Source organism: Ensifer sp. Root31, from assembly GCF_001424825.1.
GTDB lineage: Bacteria > Pseudomonadota > Alphaproteobacteria > Rhizobiales > Rhizobiaceae > Ensifer > Ensifer canadensis.
Genome location: NZ_LMCO01000007.1, coordinates 40,369 through 57,189 on the forward strand (window position 1 = coordinate 40,369; position 16,821 = coordinate 57,189).

Annotated in this window: 13 protein-coding genes and 1 pseudogene; 8 read left to right on the forward strand and 6 right to left on the reverse strand. The window is 62.7% G+C overall.

What is annotated here, in order from left to right; all coding sequences use genetic code 11:
• Positions 1-15: 15 nt before the first annotated feature.
• Positions 16-699, reverse strand: a complete 684-nt coding sequence (locus ASD00_RS09025; RefSeq protein WP_025427543.1) for a glutathione S-transferase family protein — start codon at positions 697-699, stop codon at positions 16-18.
• 275 nt (positions 700-974) lie between these two features.
• Here ASD00_RS09025 and ASD00_RS09030 point away from each other — a divergent pair, with 275 nt between their 5' ends.
• The 3 genes and pseudogenes from ASD00_RS09030 (at position 975) to ASD00_RS09040 (ending at position 5,478) form a co-directional block, all read left to right on the forward strand.
• Positions 975-2,933, forward strand: a complete 1,959-nt coding sequence (locus ASD00_RS09030) for an elongation factor G (RefSeq protein WP_025427542.1) — start codon at positions 975-977, stop codon at positions 2,931-2,933.
• A gap of 211 nt (positions 2,934-3,144) precedes the next feature.
• Positions 3,145-3,618: a VOC family protein gene (locus tag ASD00_RS09035; protein WP_025427541.1), complete on the forward strand. Its 474-nt coding sequence runs from the start codon at positions 3,145-3,147 to the stop codon at positions 3,616-3,618.
• A gap of 644 nt (positions 3,619-4,262) precedes the next feature.
• Positions 4,263-5,478: pseudogene (locus ASD00_RS09040) on the forward strand (TCR/Tet family MFS transporter).
• 64 nt (positions 5,479-5,542) lie between these two features.
• On the opposite strand, the gene ASD00_RS09045 reads toward ASD00_RS09040, so the two are convergent.
• Positions 5,543-6,460: a LysR substrate-binding domain-containing protein gene (locus ASD00_RS09045; RefSeq protein ID WP_057206207.1), complete on the reverse strand. Its 918-nt coding sequence runs from the start codon at positions 6,458-6,460 to the stop codon at positions 5,543-5,545.
• Positions 6,461-6,708: 248 nt separating this feature from the next.
• Here ASD00_RS09045 and ASD00_RS09050 point away from each other — a divergent pair, with 248 nt between their 5' ends.
• Together ASD00_RS09050 and ASD00_RS09055 are read left to right on the forward strand one after the other, a co-directional pair.
• Positions 6,709-7,503 carry a transporter substrate-binding domain-containing protein gene (locus tag ASD00_RS09050; RefSeq protein WP_244496031.1) on the forward strand — a complete coding sequence of 265 codons (795 nt, stop codon included), beginning with the start codon at positions 6,709-6,711 and terminating at the stop codon, positions 7,501-7,503.
• A 422-nt stretch (positions 7,504-7,925) separates the two neighbouring features.
• Positions 7,926-9,443, forward strand: coding sequence for a M81 family metallopeptidase (locus ASD00_RS09055; RefSeq protein WP_057206209.1), 1,518 nt, complete (start codon positions 7,926-7,928; stop codon positions 9,441-9,443).
• On the opposite strand, the gene ASD00_RS09060 is transcribed toward ASD00_RS09055, so the two are convergent.
• Positions 9,440-10,312 (reverse strand): hypothetical protein, encoded by an 873-nt coding sequence (locus ASD00_RS09060; RefSeq protein WP_057206211.1) that lies wholly within the window; start codon positions 10,310-10,312, stop codon positions 9,440-9,442. The genes ASD00_RS09055 and ASD00_RS09060 overlap by 4 nt on opposite strands.
• Positions 10,313-10,996: 684 nt before the next feature.
• On the opposite strand from ASD00_RS09060, the gene ASD00_RS09065 reads away from it, so the two are divergent.
• The gene (locus ASD00_RS09065; RefSeq protein ID WP_158268924.1) at positions 10,997-12,442 is read left to right on the forward strand and encodes a phospholipase D family protein; all 1,446 of its coding nucleotides are present in this window, start codon (positions 10,997-10,999) and stop codon (positions 12,440-12,442) included.
• Between the two features lie 215 nt (positions 12,443-12,657).
• Here ASD00_RS09065 and ASD00_RS09070 read toward each other — a convergent pair whose 3' ends face one another.
• Positions 12,658-13,146 carry a RidA family protein gene (locus ASD00_RS09070; RefSeq protein ID WP_025427534.1) on the reverse strand — a complete coding sequence of 163 codons (489 nt, stop codon included), beginning with the start codon at positions 13,144-13,146 and terminating at the stop codon, positions 12,658-12,660.
• 199 nt (positions 13,147-13,345) lie between these two features.
• On the opposite strand from ASD00_RS09070, the gene ASD00_RS09075 reads away from it, so the two are divergent.
• On the forward strand, positions 13,346-14,044 hold the full coding sequence (locus ASD00_RS09075) for a TetR/AcrR family transcriptional regulator C-terminal domain-containing protein (protein ID WP_025427533.1): 699 nt from the start codon (positions 13,346-13,348) through the stop codon (positions 14,042-14,044).
• A 366-nt stretch (positions 14,045-14,410) separates the two neighbouring features.
• Positions 14,411-15,043 carry a dihydrofolate reductase family protein gene (locus ASD00_RS09080; protein WP_057206213.1) on the forward strand — a complete coding sequence of 211 codons (633 nt, stop codon included), beginning with the start codon at positions 14,411-14,413 and terminating at the stop codon, positions 15,041-15,043.
• A gap of 217 nt (positions 15,044-15,260) precedes the next feature.
• On the opposite strand, the gene ASD00_RS09085 is transcribed toward ASD00_RS09080, so the two are convergent.
• Positions 15,261-16,118 (reverse strand): sigma-70 family RNA polymerase sigma factor, encoded by an 858-nt coding sequence (locus ASD00_RS09085; protein WP_025427531.1) that lies wholly within the window; start codon positions 16,116-16,118, stop codon positions 15,261-15,263.
• The gene (locus ASD00_RS09090; RefSeq protein ID WP_025427530.1) at positions 16,118-16,588 is read right to left on the reverse strand and encodes a carboxymuconolactone decarboxylase family protein; all 471 of its coding nucleotides are present in this window, start codon (positions 16,586-16,588) and stop codon (positions 16,118-16,120) included. The genes ASD00_RS09085 and ASD00_RS09090 overlap by 1 nt, the downstream gene beginning before the upstream one ends.
• Between the last annotated feature and the right edge of the window lie 233 nt (positions 16,589-16,821).

Genomic DNA, 16,821 nt, shown 5'->3' on the forward strand with positions numbered 1-16,821 from the left:
GGTTTCGAGGCCGTTTCAGGCCCCGGCAAGAAAGCGCGCGGGCATGAGATCCTTATAGGGAAACATGTGGAAATAGGGGCGCGCCTCGGCCAGCACGCGGGTCATCGAAGGGCGTTCGAGCAGCCGTTCGAAATAGGCGGAGAGATGCGGATAGGCGTCGGCAAAGGGCTCGACAATTCCGGCATAAAAGAGTGCGGGGGCCGCGGCGCAATCTGCAAGGCTGAAGGCGGCACCGCCGGCAAAGGCGTTGATTGCGAAATGCCGGTCGGCCATGCGATAGGCGACGCCGAGCGTAGCGCGGGCATCTGCGACACCGCGATGGTCGTTCTCGCCCTGGGCGCGCAGCGTGTCGGTGACGATCTTCTGCATCGGCACATGGATGTAGAGATCGAAGAAGCGATCCCAGAGCCGCGCCTGTAGCGCCGCGTCGCTATCCCTGGGGATCAGCGGCTGGCTGCCGGGGTAATGGCGATCGACATATTCGATGATGATGGACGTCTCCGGGATGGTGACATCGCGGGCGCTGTCGCGCAGCACCGGCATCTTGCCGACCGGCCAGAGCTCAGCGAAACGGGCCGCCTCCACGGGATCCAGAAGATCGACCAGGCTCGGCTCGAAGGGTGTATCGTTCTCATAGAGCGCGATCAGCACCTTGTGGCAGAATGAGGCGAGCGGATGCAGATAAAGCGTGAGCGACATGCGGACAATCTCCGATGCTGACGGTTCAGGCGGGCGTTGCGTCCGGTAACCCGGCGCAACGCTGATGGGTCGGATTTTACTGGGGAACTTATGGCAAAACTGATGCACTTATGCAATCAGTTTTTGGAGTGTTGCGAACGCCAAGTGGCGTGCTTTGAAGCACGGTTCGTGTTCCGTTTTTGCCCAAGGCCATTGAAAGCCCAAAAGATGCGCTAGACTTAATAGAAGGCAGGGCGTCGAAACGCACGGCGCTCCGCAACAGGGGAGGATCGCCGATGCGCTGCTTCACGGTAGTTGGGCCTTCGCAGACCGGAAAATCCACGCTGGTGGAAAAACTGGCTGCGCTGGGGGAAAGCTCCAGAAAGGCCACGTCACCTTATGGATTGAACATCACCGAATTCGAGATCGGCAAGGAAGCCTGGTGCGCGCTCGATGCGCCCGGCGGCACCGAGGCGCTCGCGCACGCGCAGCACGCGCTTCTGGCGAGCGACGCCTGCGTGCTCTGCGTCTCGCCGGCGCCGGAGGAGGCGGTGCTGGCAGCGCCCTATCTCAAGGTGATCGAAGCATCGGGCACGCCCTGCATCATCTTCGTCAACCGCATGGACGAGCCGCGCGGCCGGTTGCGGGATGTCATCGCCGCGCTGCAGGACTATTCCAGCCACATGCTGATCCTGCGGCAGGTGCCGATCCGCGAAGGCGACAGGATCGTCGGCAGCTGCGACCTGATCTCCGAGCGGGCCTGGCGCTATCGCGAGGGCCAGACCTCGGCGCTGATCGAGATCCCGGATACGACGCTGGAGCGCGAGAAGGAAGCGCGCACCGAATTGCTCGAACATCTCTCGGAATTCGACGACTGGCTGCTCGAAGAGCTGATCGAGGATCGCGAGCCCGGCAGCGACACGATCTATGCCATCTCCTCGCGGCTGCTCAGGGAAAACCGGATCATCCCTGTTCTCGTCGGCGCGGCGAGCCACAGCAACGGCATCCTGCGGCTGATGAAGGCGCTGAGGCACGAGGCGCCGCCGGTCGACACGCTGCGAAAAAGGCTCGGCGAGGCGAGCAAGGTTCCCGAAGCGAACCTCGCTGCCGTCAGCTTTCATGCCTATCACCGCCAGAATGTCGGCAAGACCGTGCTTGTCCGCGCGCTTTCAAACGGCATCAAACAGGGTGCGGCACTCGGCGGCGGCGGTGTCGGCTCGGTGCAGGACCCGGCGACCGGAAAACCGCTTGCCACAGGGACACCGGAGCCTGGCACGATCTTTGCCGCCGTCAAATCCGACCACCTGCCGGTGCCGGCGCTTCTGACCGGCACTGCCGCATCCGAGGCGCCTGACTGGACGGTGCCGCCGACGCCGATGCTGGAGCGCATCCTGGTGCCCGACAGCGAGCGCGACGAGACCAAGCTTTCCGGTACGCTTGCGAAGCTGGCGGAGACCGATCGCAGCCTCAAGGTGATGCAGGAGGAGGGCACAGGCGCGCAGCTGATCTGCGTGCAGGGGCCGGTGCATCTGCGCGATCTCTGCAAGACGCTGGCCGATGTCTTCCATGTCGGCGTCACCGATAGGCCGCCGAGCCCGACCTATCGCGAGACGGTGCTCAAACCCTCAGACGTGCACTACCGCCACCGCAAGCAGACGGGCGGGGCGGGGCAGTTTGCCGACGTCAAGCTCAGTGTTCACCCCAACCAGCGCGGCGGCGGCTTCAGCTTCAACGAGACGGTGAAGGGCGGCGCGGTGCCACGCAACTTCATCCCGGCGATCGAGGCGGGCGCACGCGAGGCGATGGAGAAGGGGCCGCTCGGCTTTCAGGTGATCGATGTCGGCGTGACGCTGACGGATGGCCAGCACCATCAGGTCGACAGCTCCGAATTCGCCTTCCGGGCTGCTGCCAAGATGGGCGTGCGCCAGGCGCTGTCGCAGGCCTCCGCCGTGCTGATGCAGCCGGTGGTGCGCGTCGAGATCCACATCCCGTCGATCTATTCCGGCAGCCTGGTGCCGGTTGTCTCGACCTTCAAGGGCCAGGTGCTCGGCTTCGACCGCGACGAGGCGGCCAAGGGCTGGGACGTTTTTCGCGCCCTGGTGCCGGGCTCGGCGCTCGACGAGCTGGCGCGGGCGTTGCGTTCGGCAACGCAAGGGATCGGCTACTTCTCCAAGAACTTCGACCATTTCGAGGAGCTCTACGGCAAGGAGGCCGAGGCGGTGATCCATTCTCATGGGACGGCGCAGGCTGGGTAGGTCGCGCACGGACCAGGCTTTCGCTCCGGCATAGTCCTCGGCGGCCCATGCGGCGAGGCTCCGGGCCGCGCCAGGCAAACGGTTCGGCAAACTGGCCGGCTTGTCTCATTTTTCCCATCAAATTGGGTGTCCGGGCTGGAGACAGGCGGTTTTCCTCCTACTTCAAGTCGTTCAGGCCGGATTGGGCAACGAACAGTGAGAGGACGACACAATGGCCAAGAATACGATCTGCCTATGGTACGACAAGGACGCGGAGGAGGCGGCCCGCTTTTATGCCGCGACCTTTCCCGACAGCGCAGTAGGCGCTGTGATCCGTGCGCCTGGAGATTATCCGGATGGAAAACAGGGAGATGTGCTGGTCGTTGAATTCACGGTTGCGGGTGTTGCCTGTATCGGCCTGAACGGTGGCTCCACGTTCAAACACAGCGAAGCCTTCTCCTTTCAGATCGCAACCGACAGTCAGGAAGAAACCGACCGCTACTGGAACGCCATCGTCGGCAACGGTGGCAAGGAAAGCGAATGCGGCTGGTGCAAGGACAAATGGGGCCTGTCCTGGCAGATCACGCCGCGCGTGCTGACCGATGCGCTCGCCATAGGCGGTGCTGAGGCCAAGCGTGCATTCGACGCGATGATGACCATGAGGAAGATTGACGTGGCGGCGATCGAAGCGGCGCGCCGCGGCTGAGACCATCCCTTTCGCGGGCGACGCGCCTGGCGTGAAGCGCGCCGGGCGGCGCGAGCTGGTCAGATGGTTGCTCTGTCCTTCCATCCACCTTCAGAGGACCGCGCGAGCGCAACAGGCGCCTGCGGCCTCACCAGCCGCGGCAAATGGCGGCTCTGCGTAGACGCAGCCGGCTACCTCAACACAACGGCCTACAATCTGGCTTTCAGCCACGGCAGCCGAGGATGCCGGGTCGTGGCCATGGCGCGCAAGTCCTCCGCTGTCGGGCCGGAGGCGCGTTCTTTCCAAAAGAAGGCAGGACTAGGACGGACGCATTGGTGCCGCCGTTTTGGCAGGGCCAGGTCCAAACCGACGCCTGGCAAGAAGCTGCCAGCCACCACGCGCCAGCAGCAGGGGGCTTGCCGCGCGCAATCGTCTGGCGTAAATATCGCCCATCGCGAAAAGCGACTGCTTCCCTTGATCCGCTCAGTGGCGGAGTAAACAGGTGGACGAATTCACGTCCAGGCGGTCAAGCACACGCCATCCGTACGCCTGACGTATGGATCCCAGCGGTTCCCAGAACATCAAACGCCTGACCTCTGTCGGGCCTTATCGTGAGCTCATGGCGCCTGGCGGCGTCCGCATGCTTGCGTCCATCGGAACCTGTCATGACCAGACCCCTCATCGTCATCTTTACTGCCATTGTCCTCGATGCCATCGGCATCGGCCTCATCTTTCCAATCCTGCCCTCGCTGCTCAAGGAGGTGACCCACGCCGACAACGTCGCCCCCTATATCGGCATCATGACCGCACTTTACGCGGTGATGCAGTTCATCTTTGCGCCGGTGCTCGGCGCGCTCAGCGATCGGCTGGGCCGTCGGCCGGTGCTCTTGATTTCGCTTGGCGGTGCCGCCATCAACTACCTGTTCCTGGCTTTTGCACCCAATCTCTGGATGCTCTTCATCGGCCGCGCGATCGCCGGCCTGACGAGCGCCAACATGTCGGTGGCATCAGCCTACATCACCGACATCTCGCCGGAGGATAAGCGCGCCCGGCGCTTCGGCCTGTTCAACGCCATGTTCGGTATCGGCTTCATCATCGGCCCAGTGCTTGGCGGCGTTTTGGGCGACACTTGGCTGCGGCTGCCATTCATCGCGGCGGCCGTGCTGAACGGCTTCAATCTGCTGCTGGCGTTCTTCATCCTGCCGGAGTCGCGCGCGCCGAGCCGGGAGAAGATCGATCTTGCAGCGCTGAACCCGCTTCGGCCGCTGCGCTGGGTGTTTTCTGTGAAGAGCCTGCTTTCCCGTCATCCTCACCTTCTTCATCTTCAGCGCCACCGGCGACGCTTATGGCACCTGCTGGGCGCTCTGGGGCAGCGACACCTTTCAATGGAACGGGCTCTGGATCGGCCTTTCACTCGGCGCCTTTGGCGTCTGCCAGGCCCTTGCCCAGGCCTTCCTTCCCGGTCCGGTCGTGAAACTGCTCGGCGAGCGCGCCACCATCCTGACGGGCATCGCTGGCGTTTGTCTTGCGCTTGTTGTCATGGCGTTTGCGACAGAGGGTTGGATGATCTTCGCGATCATGGCGGTTTTCGCGCTTGGCGGCATTGGCACGCCGGCGCTGCAATCCCTGGCGACCCGGCAGGTCGACGAGGACCAGCAGGGCCAGTTCCAGGGCGTGCTGACGTCGGCCGTCAGCCTCGCCTCGATCGTGGCGCCGCTGGCGTTCTCAAGCTTCTATTTCGTCGTCCGGGAGCAATGGCCCGGTGCAATCTGGCTTACGGTCGTCGTCATCTATGCGATCGCCGTGCCCCTGGTTCTCGGTCTGCGGTATGGGCATTCGCTGCCTGACGCCGGCCCAGCGACGTCGTCATCCCGAGGGTGAGATCGCGTCGGCTGCATAGTGGTCGCGGAGCGGTACGGTTGCCCCGTCACGGCCACTCCGCGCCTTAGCCAGCGGAGCCGGCCGGGGCAATCTCGGCATAGCGGCGTTGGCGCTCGTCGATTTCCTGCAGCAGCCAGCCGAGAAAGCTCTTGGTCACCGGTTTGGTACGGAACAGCTCTTCCTGGCAGACGAACTGGTAGGTCTCTGCCGGTTCGTAATAGTGGTCGTGCACCAGGCAGATCTGTCCGGTTCTGAGCTCATATTCGACCATAGTGCGGTCGACGAGGGCGACGCCCTGTCCTTCCTTGACCGCCTCGAGGATGATGTGCTGGTCGTCGAAGATCAGGTCCTGGCGGCTGGGCGAAAGCCGGAGGCCGGAGGAGGCGATCCAGCTCTGCCATTCCTGAAGGCCGCGATAGTGCAGGCGGTTGCCCGAGAGAAGATCGTGCTTGTCGGCCTGCCCCTCCCAAGTGGCTTTGCCGCAGACCGGCACCAGGCGCTCGCGCAAGAGCCGCTGCGAAAACCGGGCGGGTGGCGGGTGCAGGCAATAGTCGATGATGACGTCGGCGGTGCCGGAGGCGGGCGTGTTGGTTTCGAGGTGGGAGAGGTGGATCTGCAGGCCGGGATTTTCGGCCAGAAACTCAGAGATGCGTGGCGCAATCAGCTTCATCGAAAAGAACGGCCCGACCTTGACCCGCAGGATCTTCTGGGTGTTGCGCGGGCGGATATGCTGGACGACGCCTTCGAGATCGTCGAAGGCGCGGTTGCAGGAGGCAAAGAGCAGGGCACCCTCGGGCGTCAGTTCGACGCCGTGCTGCTTCCGGACGAACACGCTGAGGCCGAGATTGTCTTCGAGAATTCGGATCTGGTGGCTGATGGCGCCCTGGCCGATGCAGAGCTCGTTTGCCGCCGCCGTGAGGCTGCCATTGCGCGCCGCCGCTTCGAAGGCGCGCAGGGATTTCAGGCTCGGCAGATCGCGCATGGGTTTCTCCGGAAGGCGGTTCAATCGCTCAAGTATATATGAATTTTTTGGATGGCTGGGATTATTTCTTTGACATTGCGAAGCGCTGCCGCATCCCCCATTGTCGATGAATAATAAAGCGAAAATGCAACAACGATCGGCAGCAAGTTTACGGAATAACAAGCGAAATCCGCATTGGGTGTAACCCGGTGTGCGGCTTTGCGAGCGATATTCCGGGAGGCGCCGAGAAGAACAATAAAGGGAACGAGATGCAAAAGAAGTTCATGAGTGCGGCAGCGATGTTCTTCGCCTGTGCGATGGCTGGCACCAGCCTTGCGGCGGACAAGCTGGCGATCGGCACGGAAGGCGATTATGCGCCCTTCAACTATGTGACGGCGAGCGGCGAGATCAAAGGGTTCGACTACGATATCGGCCAGGCGGTCTGCGCCGAGATCAAGATGGAATGCGTGTGGAGCACCAACGAGTGGTCCGGCATCATTCCCGCCCTTCAGGCAAAGAAGTTCGACGTGATGATCGCCTCGATGGCGATCAACGAGGACCGCAAGAAGGAAGTCGACTTCACCAAGCCCTACTACTTCAACGCCATGCGCTTCATCACCCGCAAGGACCTGGGCTTGGCGCAAGTTTCACCGGAGGCGCTGAAGGGCAAGGTGATCGGCACGCAGTCCGGCTCGGTGGCGGTCGAGGCGCCGCAGGAGTTCTTTCCCGACAGCGAGATAAAACTCTATCCAACGCTCAGCGAAGTGTTTCTCGACATGGCCAACGGCCGCCTCGACCTGATCCTCGAAGGGCAGATGGCGCTGACCGACTGGCTGGCCAAGGACGACAGCGGCTGCTGCGATTTCGTCGGCGACAGCTTCATTCTCGACACCGCCCAGGGCAACGCCATGGCGGTGCGCAAGGGCAACGAGGCGCTGCTTTCCAAGCTCAATTCCGGGCTGGAGGCGATCATGGCGAACGGCACCTACGAGAAGATCCGCAAACAGTATTTCGACTTCGACATCATGGCGCGGCCGAAGAGCACGACCGAATATTTCCGGTGAGGCGAGGGGCTAGAGCAGGATCGTTATTGGCTCATCGAAGCCCCTCATCCGGCCTGCCGGCCACCTTCTCCCCGCATGCGGGAGGAAGGGACATTGCGGCACCCGCTCGCAACCCCAACAGCCGCCAGCCCTCTCAGCTTTCTCTTCTGTCACGACAAGGTGACGGCGTCGCTGCCGCGCCCGCAACGTTCGCAACAGTGAATGAGTGCGCAAGGTGATGCGCGCGTGGCGGCCTCGTTCCCTCTCCCCGCCTGCGGGGAGAGGGTCAGGGTGTGTTGCACGCCTCTCACAAGGAATTCGCGTGTTGTGCGTTGCGCTCAGCGCAGGGCGCGGCAAGCGGTGGGCGCGGCGCCGGGGTGTTCGCGCTTCCCCGGCGCCCGTTTCCTCGATTTTCTCCCAGTCCCAACATGAAAGTGCATGCGATGAGCTTCAAGGTCGCCGTTCTCGAGTTCAACCAGGAAACCAACACGTTCTCGAAGCTGAAGACCGGCTTTAAAGATTTTCAGATGTGCCACTACTTCAAGGGCGCGGCGATCGAGGACAATTGCCGCGGCACCAATTCGGAAATCGGCGGCTTCATCGACTGTTGCGATCGTTATGGCTGGGAGTCGGTCTATACGGTGGCGGCGCGGGCGGAGCCCGGCGGAAGGGTCGACGAGGAAACGCGGCTGCGCTTCGTCGAAGATGTGACGGCGGCGCTCAACGGCGAAAAACTCGACGGCGTCTTCATCGTCTTTCACGGCGCCATGTGCACCGAAACGGCCGACGATGCGCAGATCCAGTTGTTAGAGACGGTCAGAGGCATCGTCGGGTCCGATCTGCCCATCGCTGCCACCTTCGACCTTCATGCCAATTCCGCGCCTGACATGGCCGCGCTGCTGGACATTGCCGTGTCGTTCCGCACCTATCCGCATGTCGACATGGCCGAGTGCGGCCACAAGGCCGGCGCGCTGCTGGAGGCGGCGATGCGCAGGGAGATCACGCCCGCCATCGCCATCCGCCAGCCGCCGATGATCAATGGCTGCAACGACGGCCGCACGACCCATGCCTGCGCCATGACCGAACTCCTGGAGATCGCCGATGCCATCGCTGAGGAGAATGGGATCCTTGCGACCTCCATCAATGCCGGCTTCTACGACGCCGACATCCACAACACCGGACCTTCTGCCGTGATCTGCTACGACAAGGCGCGGGTTGCCGACGCCGATGCCATTGCGCACGCCGAGCGGCTCTGCGACGAGATCTGGCGGCGGCGCGAGCATCAGGACCAGCAATTGCCGCTTGCCGCGCTGCCGGGCGCCATCGCGAAACATTTCGCGGCCAAGCGCGAGCCCGGGCCGCTGGTGATCGCCGATTTCTCCGACAATCCCGGCTGCGGCGCCTACAGCGATTCCACCTGCCTGCTCACAGGCCTGCTGCAGGCGGGTGTCGAAAACGCAGCCTTCGGGGCGATGTGCGACCCAGCTGTGGTGGCCGAACTGATCGAAGCCGGCCTCGGCGCCGAGCGGGAGGTGACGCTCGGCTGCAAGATCGACCCTGCGGTCGGCGGCGGGCCGATCCGGGTGAGGGGCGCGGTGCAGGCGATCTCCGATGGCCGGATCATCTTCGAAGGGCCGATGTTCCAGGGCCTGCCGGCGTCGCTCGGCCCAAGCGTGCGCTTCCATGTCTCAGGCATCGACATCCTGATTTCGAGCGAGCGGCAGCAGCTGCTCGACCAGAACCTGTTTCGCGCCGTCGGCATCGAGCCCGCCCGCTACGACATCGTCGTCGTCAAGTCGCAGCAACATTTCCGCGCCGCCTTCGGCCCGATCGCGTCTGATATCATCGAGGTCGACGCCGATGGTCTGAGCACCGCCAATATCGGGGCACGGGCATTCAAACGCGTGCGCCGGCCGATCTATCCGCTGGATAGGGAGGCAGAGATTGTGGCGGCGCGCTAGACCGGGGCGAGTATTGTGATGGCGAGCAGGATGAAAAAGGCGACCATGGTGCCGACAACGAAAAGCGCCATTGTTCGCAGAAGCTCCGGCATCCCGTCAGACGCACCAGCTCCGTCTGCCGACAGGGAGGCGGGTTTCTCGGTAACATCGTGCCAACCGAGCCGTTCGAGCTGACGGCTTATCCTCTCGTGCTCGGCCGCATTGCCCCGGTAACACAGCCAGCCCGGACTGGTGAAATCATAGAATGTCTCGCCGAGGCCGCGAATTTTTGCAAGCAGCCTGGCCGCGCCTTTCCGCGTATATGAGCAGCTCTCATCGTCGGGAGAACGCGCCCAATGTCGTTCAACGAGCAAGCCGTAAAGCGCGTTGCACCCTTCCATTGTCAGGGCGAGGTTTCGGATCTCGGAACTTTGGCAGAGATCGTAATCGAGGCGTTCGTTGCGGCCTTGCAACATGTACTCCGGCAACGATTGATCGTCCTCAAACACGACATCGTCGGGGCCTATCGTCAGCGTGCCCCAACGCCAGTGGACCGGGATTGCCACGGCGGCGCTGGACCAGGCGCGATTATGATCGTTGAGCGGTCGCCGCCAATGAGGGCCTTGGGGCGCAAGGCGCACCCGACCGCGCGTACCATCCGGCAGCCGGACATTGTCGGCGGCGAACAGCCCGTAGTGCAGAACGGCAACCCCGTGCCGCCGCCCGAAGTCCCTCCATCGCAGTGGTGTCCCGGTCACATCCACAGGCAGCAAATACCCTTCCGGATACACGTCATCTTCGAATGGCCACATGGCTATCGGCACCTCGGCAACCGGCCACTCCTGCGGCAGAAGATCCCACCGGTAACGAGAGCGAGCGCGTTCGTCCATTTAGCAACCAGGGCGTTAGTATTTTGATAAAAGGGGGCGGACAGCGAGCGGTGGCTTGCGACAATTTCAGCCTCGCCTCCTTCCTGCATCGAGCGGAAAAGTCATTGAGTTCGGCTGGAAGGGAGGGCAGCGCCGAGGCCTCGCTCAGCAAGCGCATTGATCTCGCCGCGTGATCCCGTCACCTTCGCTGCACGACGATCGCCAGCCGCGAATCGCCATCATCCCCCAGTCGGCACCCTCGCTCGCACCGCCCACAGTGAACGGTGACGACATTGCATCTGAACCGTGTTATCGTTTCAGCCCAATATAGACGGGGAAAACATGCCGCGCCCACTGTCCATTGGCGCATTTTCCCTGACGCCAAATTGGGTGCGTCCAGAGCGATGACTGGGTCGACTGCCGACGTGTCGATACCGAGATTGGTCAACTCTGGCGACGTGGATTGGTCGAATTCGATCTGCGCAAAACCGGCTACATCAATCGATTCTCGCCTCCCAAGACGACGCGACGATGAAGGCGGAGATCATGAAGCTTCTTGAAGAGGGCTAAAGCGCGTAGCAATCTCTAGGATTCGCTTGCCGCGCTCTAAGTTCTTGTTTTTACGCATGTCGTTATCGCAAAACCGCGGCGCACTTTTGCGCGACATGCGTTAGGCGCCGCCGCCGCTAACCAGAGATGAAGGCCATGACGGGGTTCGAGCATACCGCGTTAACCCGGTTGAGCCAGTTCTTCAGCCCGGCCGCTGCCGCGCATCCTGGCCTCTCCGGCTTTAGCCTCTTGAGCGAGGCGCGACATGCCTTCATCACGCGTCTGGCGCTGGCCGACCTGGCCGAGAAACATCTCGACATGCAGTATTATGTGTGGGACGGCGATACAACCGGCCGGATCATCGTCGACCGGGTGATGCGGGCGGCCGATCGCGGGGTCAGGGTGCGGCTCCTGGTCGACGATCCCTATTACAAGGCCAGTGATCAGGTCAAAGCTGCCCTCGACGCCCACCCCAACGTCGAAATCCGTCTGTTCAACCCGACCAAGAACCGGAGGTGGTCCAGGCTAGACTTCCTTGTCGACTTCCGCCGGGTCAACCGCCGCATGCACAACAAGCTGATGGTGGCCGACAATTCGGCGGCGATCGTTGGCGGCCGCAATATCGGCGACGACTACTATGGCGTGAACACCGTCGCCAATTTTCGCGATCTGGATGTGCTGGCGGTCGGGCCCGTTGTGGACGATCTGTCGGGGGTGTTCGACCGATACTGGAACAGCGCCTCGACGAGGCCGATCGCGACCATCGTCAAGCGCACCTATGGCGCCGCCGATCTCGACGCCATTCTGACCCGCTTGCGCCAGGAGATTGCCGCCGCCGAATACCCCTATCCGATCGACCAGGATCTCGGCGAGCTGGCGACCCGGAGCGCCGAGCTGCGCGACGGTCTCGTGTGGGCGCCAGGGCGGATCATCGCCGACGACCCGGAAGCAATCGCCAGCGGCAAGGCGGCCGACGACGTTACCGCCTTCATTCGCGGGCGGGTCACCGAGTTGAAGGAGGAACTGCTCGTCGAGGCGCCCTATTTCGCCTTGCCCGCCGGGGCGCAGGCGATCGTCAAGGCGCTGCACGAGCGCCATGTTCGGGTGCGCGTGCTGACCAACTCGCTCGCTTCGAACAACCAGATCGCCGCGCATTCGGTCTATGCCAAGACCCGCAGGCGCCTTCTCGAGAACGGCCTGGAGCTCTACGAACTGCGCGCGGACACCGACGCATTCCGGTCAGGCTGGTCGCACCATTCCGGGCGGTCGCGGGCGGCCTTGCACACCAAGGCCATGGTCTTCGACAACAAGGCCGTGTTCATCGGCAGTTTCAACCTCGACCCGCGATCCGCGGTAATCAACACGGAAGCCGGCCTGTATATCGAGAGTTCGGAGCTTGCCTCGAGGCTGACGGCCTATATGGCGACCGGCGTCGCGCCCGCCAACAGCTACCACGTCTTCCTTGATCCTAATGGCGCGATCGTCTGGAAGACGGTGCGGGACGGCGAGATCGTCAGCTACGGCGACGAGCCCGAAACGGGATTCCGCCGGCGGCTCATCGCCGACCTCGTGAAACTCCTGCCGATCGACTCGCAAGTTTGACGCCGATCGCTTTGCGACCGGCGTGCAGCCTGACGTCCCGGCATTGCTGGGCCGTAAACGGCGCGACGACGTGAGCGCGCGCTGAAGCATGGAAGAATCTCCGCAGACGCGCCTCTTAGAGCAGTTGCGTGCCTGTTGGCGCGACGACGGTCCCCGTAAGTACCCATTGGTATCCGCTCACACAGTTGCCAATCGCGCCTCATGCGTCGCCGCCGCTATTTCAGCATGACGACGGCTTCGACCTCGAAGAGCATGGGGTCGATGGCAAGCTTGGGGACGGGGATCAGCGTCTGCGCCGGCAGGGACGCGCCGAACATTTCCTTGACGTTTTTGGTCAGGACCTCGAGCTTGGACATGTCGTGATCGACCACGAAGACCGTGAGTTTGGCGACCTGATCCGGTTTGGCGCCGAGCGCATCGAGGGCGGTGCGCAGATTTGCGTAGGCCTGCCTGACCTGGACGGCAAAGTCGGGCGACAGGGCGCCGGTGCTGTCCTGGCCGCCCTGTCCGGAGATGTAGGCAACCCGGCCTTCACGGGGCACGATCACCGCCGTGCTGTAGCCGTTCGGCGTCGGGTCGTAGAGGTTTTGCGGATTGACGATGGTCAGCTTGAGATCATTCTCATTCGCTGTCGTCGCAGTGGGAACTGCCATGCTCATGATGATTAGCCCTCCGATAAGCAGATGCTTGCTGTCGCGTGACATGATTTTCTCTTGGCTCCGAGAGGACCGTGAGCAACCGACGCTCACGGCCTGCAGGATTGAACTTGAACGCATTGCCGATGCGATTGACTCGTACGTTGTACGATTAAATTGCATCGTACAACGTACGCGTCAATTGGTCAGGATCGACATTCGGCGGATTGTCGGCTTAAAACGACGCTCTGATCAGCAAGGAAAAACGATGGCAGCCAAACGCAGCGGCACTCAGAGCAAACGGCCTCAGCGGAAGGCTGCGTCACTCCAGCCTGTGCAGGAGCCACGCAGTGAAGCGCCGCTCTCCCTGGAACGGATCGTGGCGACCGCCGTAGACCTGCTTGATGCCGAAGGGGTCGACGGATTGAAGATGCGTCGGCTGGCCGATCGCCTCGGCGCCGGCGCGATGAGCCTCTATTGGCATGTCGGCAACAAGGACGAGGTCTTTGATCTGGCGCTCGACGCGGTGCTCGAATATCGCGGGCCGTCGCATAGGGTCGAGGCTCAAGACTGGCGCGGGGACGTCGTTCATATGCTCGAAGACTGGCGCGCCGTCATGCTGCGCCATCCCTGGTCGGCATCGCTATTGCCGCGCCGGGCGCTCGGCCCGAACATGCTCAATCGCCTGGAACTCCTGAGCAGGACCCTGTCGGGAGCCGGTGTTTCGGACGCGGACTTGAACGTCGCGATATGGTCGCTCTGGAACTATGTGATGGGCGCTACCATCACTCGGGCGAGCTTCGACCTCTCGGACGAGGACAGGGCCGCCGGGCAGCAGCGCCTTGCAGGTCTCAGCGAACACTACCCGACGATTGAACGCTCTCGTCTGCTATTGGATAACGACTGGGACGGTGCTTTCAGGAAAGGCCTCGACTTCCTGCTCGATGGCCTCGGCCCGAGACGATGAGCGCGCGACGACACGGTTTCCCGCAACACCGCTGCACGCTTTTGCGCGACATGCATTGATACACGTCGCGATCTTTCAGATTCGCCTTCTGCGCTTTAAGCCCTTGTTTTTACGCATTTCCTGACGGGAAATCGTTTCGCCCTTCCTGGGAGCCGCTAACGGGCCACGGGACAATGGCGGCGTGGGTGACCGAGGCGCGGCAACAGGAACCATACCGGTTGCGCTCAACCGGTAATTCCGATCGTCCTGCGCAGGCCGAAGAAGCGACACGGAGTTGGTCGAGATTTTTTCGGCTTGGCGAATGCGAATTGTCGGAACCGATTGATCTCGCCCGTCCTTGGGTCGGACCAGCGTGAGGAAGAAGCAATGAGAGAGTTGATCCTGAAGATGTCCGTGTCGCTCGATGGCTTTGTCGGCGGGCCCGAGGGCGAAATCGAATGGGTGTTCAGCGGCGATCAAGAGGCCATTGCCTGGTCGGTGGAGACGGTGGGGAACGCCAGCCTACACATCATGGGCAGCCGCACCTTTAAGGACATGGCGGCATTTTGGCCGACCTCCACACAGGTATTCGCGCCGCCGATGAACCGGATTCCGAAGGCCGTCTTCTCAAAACAAGGGCCGGCGGTCCTGAAAGCGGCTGAAGCGACCAGGGCGCTCGAAGATGCCCGGACCGACGCGGGAAGCACGCATTCGGGGAAGCTGCAGCCCGGCGCGGACAGTTGGAGTGAGGCCTATGTGGCGAGCGGCGATCTGGCCGACGAGATCGCCAGGTTGAAGTCCCGGGACGGCAAGCCGATCCTCGCCCACGGCGGCGCCGCCTTCGCGCGCAGTCTCATCGCGGAAGGTCTGGTCGATCAATACGCCCTGCTGGTGCATCCGGTGGTGCTCGGCAGGGGTTTGCCGATCTTCTCTGACGTCGCCCCGCCAAAGCGCCTCAAGCTGATCAGCTCAACAGCGTTTCCGGGGGGCTCGGTGGCGCAGATTTATCGGCCGGCGTGACCACGTCCGAGCATGCGATCCACAACTCCTACTGCATGTTTTTATCCTTAGATCCTATTCGATTTAAGGACAAAAACATGCAGCAATTCAAAGTGCTACAGCGACCTAAGACGCGCGGCGCTGTAGAACGTTTCCGATTTAGACGAAAACGCTCTATCTCTCTGTTTTTTAGCATTTCCTGACGGAAAGCCGCTTCGCGCTTTTCCTGGAAATGCTCTTAGTGCAGATGCCCCAGCTTGTCGGGATTGCGCACGATGTAGATCGCCACGACCTTACCGTCCTCGATCTCTAGTGCTGTCGACTGCAGTTCGCCGTCGGCTTCGCGAGTGACGAAGCCGGGCAGGCCGTTGATGAAGCCGGAGCGCACGAGCGTCGAGATCTGCGTGCGGAAGGCGACCGCCAGTTTTTCGTGCACGCCGAGAACCGCCTCGAAGCCGAGGATGGGGCGCATCGCTGCGGGGCGCTTGCCGCCGCCGTCGGCGTGGATGCTGACATCGGAGGCGAGCATGGCGCCGAGCGTCTTCAGGTCGCCGCTGCGCGAGGCGGTGAAGAAGGCTTCGGCAAGTTCGACGCCGCGCGCCTGCTCGACATGGAAGCGGGGCCGCGCCTCGCGGACATGGGTGCGGGCGCGGGCGGCGAGCTGGCGGCAGGCGGCCGGGTCGCGCTCGATCGTCGCGGCGACTTCCTCGAAGCTGAGGCCGAAGACGTCGTGCAGCAGGAAGGCGGCGCGCTCGAGCGGCGACAGGCGCTCCAGAGCGAGCATCAGGGGCAGGGTGACGTCCTCTTCCGGTTCCTCCTCGACGACGGGGTCGGGAAGCCAGGGGCCGACATAAGTCTCGCGCTGGCGCCGCGCCGACTTCAGCTGGTCGAGACAGAGCCGGGTGACGGTGCTTCGCAGGAACGCTTCGGGCTCGCGCACCGCGGAGCGGTCGGCCCCCATCCAGCGGATGAAGGCCTCCTGCACTATGTCCTCGGCGTCGGCGACCGAGCCGAGCATGCGATAGGCAACGCGCATGAGTTTCGGACGCAGCGGGTCGAAACCGGCCGCTGCGTCGAGCTGGGCGTTGCCCGTCATCAGGCGGCGACCTCGGCGACTGCCTTTGCCGCTGCCGGCTCGATCCAGAGGCCGAAGCCGACGGCCAGGCGGTTCCAGCCGTTGATGACGTTGATCATGAGCGTGAGCTTCACCTGCTCCTCCTCGGTGAAATGGTTCTGCAGAGCCTGACGAGCGCTTTCGTGGGTATGGCCCTCCGACAGGCGAGTGAGCGCCTCGGTCCAGCCTAGCGCGGCGCGCTCGCGTTCGGAATAGCAGGGGGCTTCGCGCCAGGCCGACAGCAGGTAGATACGCTGCTCGGTCTCGCCCTTGGCGCGCGCTTCCTGGGTGTGCATGTTGATGCAGTTGGCGCAGCCGTTGATCTGGGATGCGCGGATCTTGACGAGTTCGATGAGATCAGACTCGAGGCTGGCGGCGACGGACATAGAGACGCTGGTCCAGCTCTTCATCAGTTGCGGAGCGGCGGCGAAAAGGTCGATCTTGGCAGTCATGGTTCCGTTTCCTTTCGTTGGTTCCGACTACATGACGAGCCAGGATTGGCCCCTGTGACATCGACGCAGATTTTTTCGCGAATTTTTTCTGGCAGGCCCGCAGGCGGGGTGCGTGCTGCACCTTTGAAGGGTGGTGAGCAGATGGTTGCGCTTGAGCCTTGCCGCCATCTTCGCCGCGGCCAAGCTGGAAACGTGTTTGCCTGTCTATGGGCGTGACGTGTTTCCCGCACGTC

Bases quoted from the DNA above. Each gene is read 5' to 3' on its own strand.
- ASD00_RS09025 (WP_025427543.1), bottom strand. From the start codon at position 699: ATGTCGCTCACGCTTTATCTGCATCCGCTCGCCTCATTCTGCCACAAG.
- ASD00_RS09030 (WP_025427542.1), top strand. From the start codon at position 975: ATGCGCTGCTTCACGGTAGTTGGGCCTTCGCAGACCGGAAAATCCACG.
- ASD00_RS09035 (WP_025427541.1), top strand. From the start codon at position 3,145: ATGGCCAAGAATACGATCTGCCTATGGTACGACAAGGACGCGGAGGAG.
- ASD00_RS09045 (WP_057206207.1), bottom strand. From the start codon at position 6,460: ATGCGCGATCTGCCGAGCCTGAAATCCCTGCGCGCCTTCGAAGCGGCG.
- ASD00_RS09050 (WP_244496031.1), top strand. From the start codon at position 6,709: ATGCAAAAGAAGTTCATGAGTGCGGCAGCGATGTTCTTCGCCTGTGCG.
- ASD00_RS09055 (WP_057206209.1), top strand. From the start codon at position 7,926: ATGAGCTTCAAGGTCGCCGTTCTCGAGTTCAACCAGGAAACCAACACG.
- ASD00_RS09060 (WP_057206211.1), bottom strand. From the start codon at position 10,312: ATGGACGAACGCGCTCGCTCTCGTTACCGGTGGGATCTTCTGCCGCAG.
- ASD00_RS09065 (WP_158268924.1), top strand. From the start codon at position 10,997: ATGACGGGGTTCGAGCATACCGCGTTAACCCGGTTGAGCCAGTTCTTC.
- ASD00_RS09070 (WP_025427534.1), bottom strand. From the start codon at position 13,146: ATGTCACGCGACAGCAAGCATCTGCTTATCGGAGGGCTAATCATCATG.
- ASD00_RS09075 (WP_025427533.1), top strand. From the start codon at position 13,346: ATGGCAGCCAAACGCAGCGGCACTCAGAGCAAACGGCCTCAGCGGAAG.
- ASD00_RS09080 (WP_057206213.1), top strand. From the start codon at position 14,411: ATGAGAGAGTTGATCCTGAAGATGTCCGTGTCGCTCGATGGCTTTGTC.
- ASD00_RS09085 (WP_025427531.1), bottom strand. From the start codon at position 16,118: ATGACGGGCAACGCCCAGCTCGACGCAGCGGCCGGTTTCGACCCGCTG.
- ASD00_RS09090 (WP_025427530.1), bottom strand. From the start codon at position 16,588: ATGACTGCCAAGATCGACCTTTTCGCCGCCGCTCCGCAACTGATGAAG.